6 protein-coding genes are annotated in these 5,586 nt (G+C 63.3%); all 6 read left to right on the forward strand.

Annotated elements, in window-relative coordinates:
* Positions 1–274, forward strand: a 274-nt coding sequence (locus QVE23_RS05345) for a sensor histidine kinase (RefSeq protein ID WP_502919068.1), incomplete at its 5' end; no start/stop codon positions are given.
* 39 nt (positions 275–313) lie between these two features.
* Entirely contained in the window at positions 314–1,597 is a 1,284-nt protein-coding gene (locus QVE23_RS05350) for a hypothetical protein (protein WP_287967704.1), read from the forward strand.
* Between the two features lie 47 nt (positions 1,598–1,644).
* Positions 1,645–2,445, forward strand: a complete 801-nt coding sequence (locus QVE23_RS05355; RefSeq protein ID WP_287967705.1) for a hypothetical protein — start codon at positions 1,645–1,647, stop codon at positions 2,443–2,445.
* A gap of 328 nt (positions 2,446–2,773) precedes the next feature.
* Positions 2,774–4,072, forward strand: a complete 1,299-nt coding sequence (murA, locus tag QVE23_RS05360; RefSeq protein ID WP_036629797.1) for a UDP-N-acetylglucosamine 1-carboxyvinyltransferase — start codon at positions 2,774–2,776, stop codon at positions 4,070–4,072.
* Between the two features lie 162 nt (positions 4,073–4,234).
* Positions 4,235–5,035 carry an MBL fold metallo-hydrolase gene (locus tag QVE23_RS05365; RefSeq protein WP_025544043.1) on the forward strand — a complete coding sequence of 267 codons (801 nt, stop codon included), beginning with the start codon at positions 4,235–4,237 and terminating at the stop codon, positions 5,033–5,035.
* Positions 5,023–5,505 (forward strand): 23S rRNA (pseudouridine(1915)-N(3))-methyltransferase RlmH, encoded by a 483-nt coding sequence (gene rlmH, locus QVE23_RS05370; protein ID WP_287967706.1) that lies wholly within the window; start codon positions 5,023–5,025, stop codon positions 5,503–5,505. The genes QVE23_RS05365 and rlmH overlap by 13 nt, the downstream gene beginning before the upstream one ends.
* Positions 5,506–5,586: the final 81 nt, after the last annotated feature.

Here is a 5,586-nt window from a genome sequence, read left to right on the forward strand (position 1 = left end):
CATCACCGCCGGCTCCACAGAGGCGGAGGTCTGGATGGAGGTCTGCGATGACGGCATCGGCATCCCAGAGAAGGATCGGGACCGGATCTTCGACCGCTTTTATCGGGTGGACAAGGCCCGTTCCCGGGAGTCCGGCGGCACGGGCCTGGGTCTCTCCATCGCCAGGGAGATCGTCCAGCGCCACCACGGCACCATCGCCCTGGCGCCCCACGAGGGCCCCGGCACCACCATCCGGCTGACGCTGCCCATCGGCGGGCCCTCCAACCCCATCTGAGAAAGTCACATCCGCAAAACCGCTGAAAGGAGGCCGCCCATGGATCAAACGGCCCGGCGCAGGCGCCGCAACCTCATCCAGAACATCGCCATCGCGCTTCTGTCCGTCTCGGCGGTGCTCCTGTTCGCCCAGCTGCAGCTGTACAATCTGGGCACGTCGGAGGACCCGCTCTATCTGGAGCGGCTGACCGGCGAGGGCTCACCCTCCCGGCTGCGGGAGTTTCCCGCTCCGGTACGGGTGGTCCTCACGGACTCCTACGGCCGGTATGGCAGCCTGGGCTTCACTACCAACAGTGACGGCTTCTCCGCCCTGGGCCTGCGGGAGGCTCTGGGCTCCGTCCAGCACCTTGCTCCTTCTGCAACGGATGCCTTTCGGGGTGCCCTCTCGGGCCCTTCCATCTATTTTGATTTTTTGAATCCCCTGCCCCTCCAGGTGCTTGCCGAGCTCACCGGTGCAGAGGGCACCGCGTTGGAGGGAAATGCCCGCTGTCTGCTGCTGGCCGCAGGGGCGGACGGCTCCGTCCATCTCTATGTATGGGACGGTGCTGATACCGTCCTCACCGGCACCGTCGCCTCCACCGCCCTCTCCATAGATTCTCTTACAGAGGCAGTGAGCCAGTCCGGCATGGGAAGCGTCTCCTTCGCCTTTGAGGTTGTGGAGATTGAGCCGCTATACGGCAAGCTGTTTCCCCTCTCCATCCTGCCGACGGAGTTACCGCAGCTGCCGGTCCTCTCTGCCGCTTCATCCATCTCCGGCACGGACTGGCTGCTGGCGGCTTTCGGCTTCAACATCAACACGCGGGAGCGCTATGCGGAGGCCGACGGCACGGAGGTCATCACCGAGGTCGAAGCCGATCGCTCCCTTCACATCCGTCCCTCCGGGGAGATCACCTACCGCAGCGGAACAGATGCTACGCTGGAGATCTCCGCACAGGAGGAGGTCCCCACTGCGGCGGAAGCCGTGCTGGGTGCCAGTATCCTGCTGGAACAGCTGACAGAGGACCGCTCCGGCGAGGCAAGGCTGTATCTGGAGTCCGTCAGTCAGGGCGGGGACACCACCCAGCTTCTGTTCGGATATCAGATCGATGGTGTCCCCATTCGCTTCTCCGACGGCGGACACGCCGCCGAGATCACGCTCTCCGGCACCAGCGTCACCCGCCTCACCCTGCGGTTCCGGCAGTACAGCACCGCCGGGGAGACGTCGCTCCTGCTGCCGCTGCGGCAGACGCTGGCCATTGCAGCGGAGCATCCCGGCACAGAGCTGTCTGTGGGCTATGCCGACGGCGGCGGAGACTCGGTATCCGCCAGCTGGCTGGCGGACTGAGTGCAGCGGATACAAGCCGCTCCGGCGGTGGAAAGGAGGTCCGACGGATGGAGAGCTTCCGTCTGAAAAACATCATCATTCTGATCCTGGCTCTGATGAATCTCTGCCTCCTGGGCCTGCTGGGAGTACGGCTGACCACCGGCTATTCCGCCCAGGCAGAGGCCCGTCAGCAGATGGTGCAGCTGTTCGCGGCGGAGGGTGTCTCTCTGGATGACGGCATTATCCCCGGCGCCACACCGCCCGCCGGCCTGACCTTGTCCAGGGACCCGGACGAGGATGAGAAGCTGGCCGGCTTTCTCCTGGGAGATGAGCTGGTCATGTCTGATGGTGGCGGCGGCGTCACCACCTATCAAAGCGAAAACGGCAGCGCCGTCTTCCGGTCCGACGGCACCTTTGACGTGGTGATCGAACAGAGCGGCGAGACAGCGGACGCCCTGTGCCGGGCCTTCTGCCGTGCGTTCCACTACGAAGCCCTCGCCTTCTCCCTGGATGGGGAGGACGGCAGCGCCTCCGCGGTCCAGACCTACGACGGGGCCCCGGTGGTCAACTGCACCGTCTCCTTCTCCATCTCCGGCGGGCGGGTGGCCTCCGTCAGCGGTACCCACCTGCCCCAGGCGGGACAGACCGCCAATGGGAACGGTGCCCTGTCCGCTCTGGATGCCCTCAATGCCTTCCTCGGCACCGTTCAGAGCGGCGCGGTGGTCACTGCCGTGACGGACCTGTACCTCTGTTATGAGCTGCAGAGCACCACAGCCACTCCTATGGCCCTGGTGCCCGCCTGGTGCGTTTCTACGGATACGGCTGATTATTATGTCAGCTGCTACACCGGCGCCGTCTCCTCCGGCTGAGTAACTGGAGCCCTGCCGGGCAGATAATTTGTTTCCAAATTTCTCCGCCTGTGCGCCGCGATTCGGCCTGAAGCGGCTGTTTTCAGCCGTCGGCGGCTTTGGAATTTTGACGAATTTTGACGCGGAACCCGTCCGGCTCGCAGGAAGGGTTTGCATTTTGCGCGGGGATATGGTATAGTTTGGGTGTGTGAGCTTCCCCATCCGGAAAATTTCTCCGGTTTCGCAGGTCTTTAGCGGGTATGAAGCGGCACGGGCCGGGCACACTGTTTCATAGAAATTACAGGTGCCGCCACAAAAGAAAGCGCCTTTTGAAGAGAGGGTATCGACTTTGACAAAGTATATTGTACAGGGTGGTCATCCCCTGTTTGGTGAAGTAGAGATCAGCGGCGCCAAAAACGCCGCCGTTGCCATCATCCCCGCCGCTCTGCTGGTGGACGGGGTCTGCCGGATCGAAAATATCCCCCAGATCTCCGATGTGACGCTGTCCCTGAAGATTCTGGAGCATTTGGGTGCCGGCATCCGCGTCATCAACCGCCATACAGTGGAGATCGACGCCAGCCGCATCCGCTCCACCCGAACCTCCTATGAGTTGGCCCGGAAGATGCGGGCCTCCTATTATCTGATTGGTTCTCTCCTGGGCCGCTTCGGCCAGGCGGAGGTCGCCATGCCCGGCGGCTGCAACTTCGGGGTGCGCCCCATCGACCAGCACGTGAAGGGCTTTACCGCGCTTGGCGCCAAGGTCATGGTGGAGGGCGGCTTCATCAACGCTTCCACGGAGACCGGCCGCCTCAAGGGCGCCAACATCTATTTGGATGTGGTCTCCGTGGGCGCTACCATGAATATCATGATGGCCGCCGTCCGGGCGGAAGGCAACACCGTCATCGAGAACGCTGCCAAGGAGCCCCATATCGTGGACCTGGCCAACTTCCTCAACTCGATGGGCGCCAACATCCGGGGTGCCGGCACGGACACCATTAAAATTCAGGGCGTGGACCGCCTGCGGGGCGGCAGCTACGCCATCATTCCCGACCAGATTGAGGCAGGCACCTATATGGCCGCCGTGGCTGCCACCGGCGGCCAGATCCTGGTGAAGAATATCATCCCCAAGCACATGGATTGCATCACCGCCAAGCTGGTGGAGATGGGCGTGGAGGTAGAGGAGCGGGAGGACACCCTTCTGGTCCGCCGCAGCGGCCCCTTGCAGAAGGCCAATGTGAAAACCATGCCCTATCCGGGCTTTCCCACAGATATGCAGCCCCAGATCACCACCGTCCTCTGCCTGGCGGAGGGCACTTCCCTGGTGACGGAGAGCGTCTGGAACAACCGCTACCGCTATGTGGATGAGCTCAAGCGCATGGGCGCCAGCATCCAGGTAGACGACAAGACCGCTGTGGTGGAGGGCGTGGACCATCTCACCGGTGCGCCCATCCAGGCCTGCGATCTGCGGGCCGGCGCGGCATTGGTGATCGCTGCCCTGGCTGCCAAGGGCGAGAGCGAGATCAGCTGCGTACAGTATATCGAGCGGGGCTATGAGGATATCGTCACCAAGCTCCAGGGCCTTGGCGCTTCCATCCGTACCGTGGAGGTCCCCGGTGAGTCCGAGGAGCTGGAGGCCCACATTGGCTGAAACGGGGTACAGGCTTCTCTAGGTTTCCCCCGCTGCCGCGGGGTTATACAATCAAGACATTTCCATAGATCGAGCGATTTTACGTCCGCGATGGAGGATGGCGACTTTCGTCGACGGCCTCCCTTGTGGACGTCTTACTTTTCACCGGAAGAGGTATGTTTTTTGACCACCGTACATACGCTGGCAAGCGGTTCCTCCGGGAACGCGCTGCTGCTCTCCTGCGGGGAGAGCTATATTCTGCTGGATGCGGGCATTTCCTGCCGCCGCATCACTGCCGCTTTGCGGGAGCTGGGCCTGGAGCTCGGAAGCCTCACGGCCATTCTCATCACGCACACCCACGCGGACCACATCTCCGGCCTGCAGACGCTGCTCAAGCGCTGCGCCGCCCCGGTTTTTACCACCGAGCGGGCCGCCCGGGAGCTATCCTGGCGGCTGCCCGGCGCAGAGACACGGCTGGACGCGCTGGACTTCGGCATCCCCCAGTCTATCGGAGAGTTTGCCGTGACGGCATTTCCCACATCCCATGACGCTCCCGGTTCCTGTGGTTTCCGGCTGGACGCCGCCGGCGGCGCCGTCGGTGTCCTGACGGATACCGGCTACGTCACCGACGAGGCTGCCGACATTCTGGAGGGCGTGGATCTGGCGGTGCTGGAGGCCAACCACGACATCGAGACCCTCCGCAGCGGGCCCTACCCCTACTATTTGAAACAGCGGATTCTGGGCGCACAAGGCCATCTCAGCAATGAGGATGCCGCCCGTTTTGCCGCCGTTCTGGCGCAGAGCGGCACATCAGAGATCATCCTGGCCCATCTGAGCCGGGAGAATAATACGCCCGCCATGGCGCAAACTGCCGTAGAACGGGCTCTCTCCGCCGCAGGTGTCTCGCCTCTGCTGTCTGTGGCTCCCAGGGACTGCCTGGGCCCAGCCCACACCGTGAGCAGGAGGTCCGTATGCAGAAGGTGACGATCCTGTGCGTCGGGAAGCTGAAGGAGAAATTTTATATGGACGCCGCGGCGGAGTACGTCAAGCGGCTGTCCCGCTTCTGTAAGCTGGAGCTGGTAGAACTGCCGGAGGAGCGGCTGCCGGAGGCCCCCTCCCCCGCCCAGATCGAGGCGGCCCTTTTGAAGGAGGCTGCTGCCATCCGGGCCAAGCTCCCATCCGGCGCCGCCCTGATCGCTCTGTGCGTGGAGGGAGAGCCGCGGTCCAGCGAGGCGCTGGCCCGGCAGATGGCTGCCTGGGCCAGCCAGGGCGTGGGACATCTGGTGTTTCTCATCGGCGGGTCCTTTGGCCTGCACCCCTCCATCAAAGCAGAGGCCAGGCTGCGGCTCTCCATGTCTCCCATGACCTTCCCCCACCATCTGGCCCGGGTGATGGTGCTGGAACAGATCTACCGGGCGTATCAGATCAACGCAGGCACCAAATATCACAAGTAAAGGACGTGGAACTATGACAGAACCGGCAAAGGACTTCTGGGCCCGGGCGGACCGGGACCTGCTGGACCGCTGGCCGAAAGA

It is taken from the genome of Oscillibacter sp. KLE 1728, assembly GCF_934833455.1.
Classification (GTDB): domain Bacteria; phylum Bacillota; class Clostridia; order Oscillospirales; family Oscillospiraceae; genus Oscillibacter; species Oscillibacter welbionis.

Excerpts from the sequence above, each read along its gene's own strand:
- QVE23_RS05350 (WP_287967704.1), top strand. The coding sequence starts at position 314 with ATGGATCAAACGGCCCGGCGCAGGCGCCGCAACCTCATCCAGAACATC.
- rlmH (WP_287967706.1), top strand. The coding sequence starts at position 5,023 with ATGCAGAAGGTGACGATCCTGTGCGTCGGGAAGCTGAAGGAGAAATTT.
- QVE23_RS05355 (WP_287967705.1), top strand. The coding sequence starts at position 1,645 with ATGGAGAGCTTCCGTCTGAAAAACATCATCATTCTGATCCTGGCTCTG.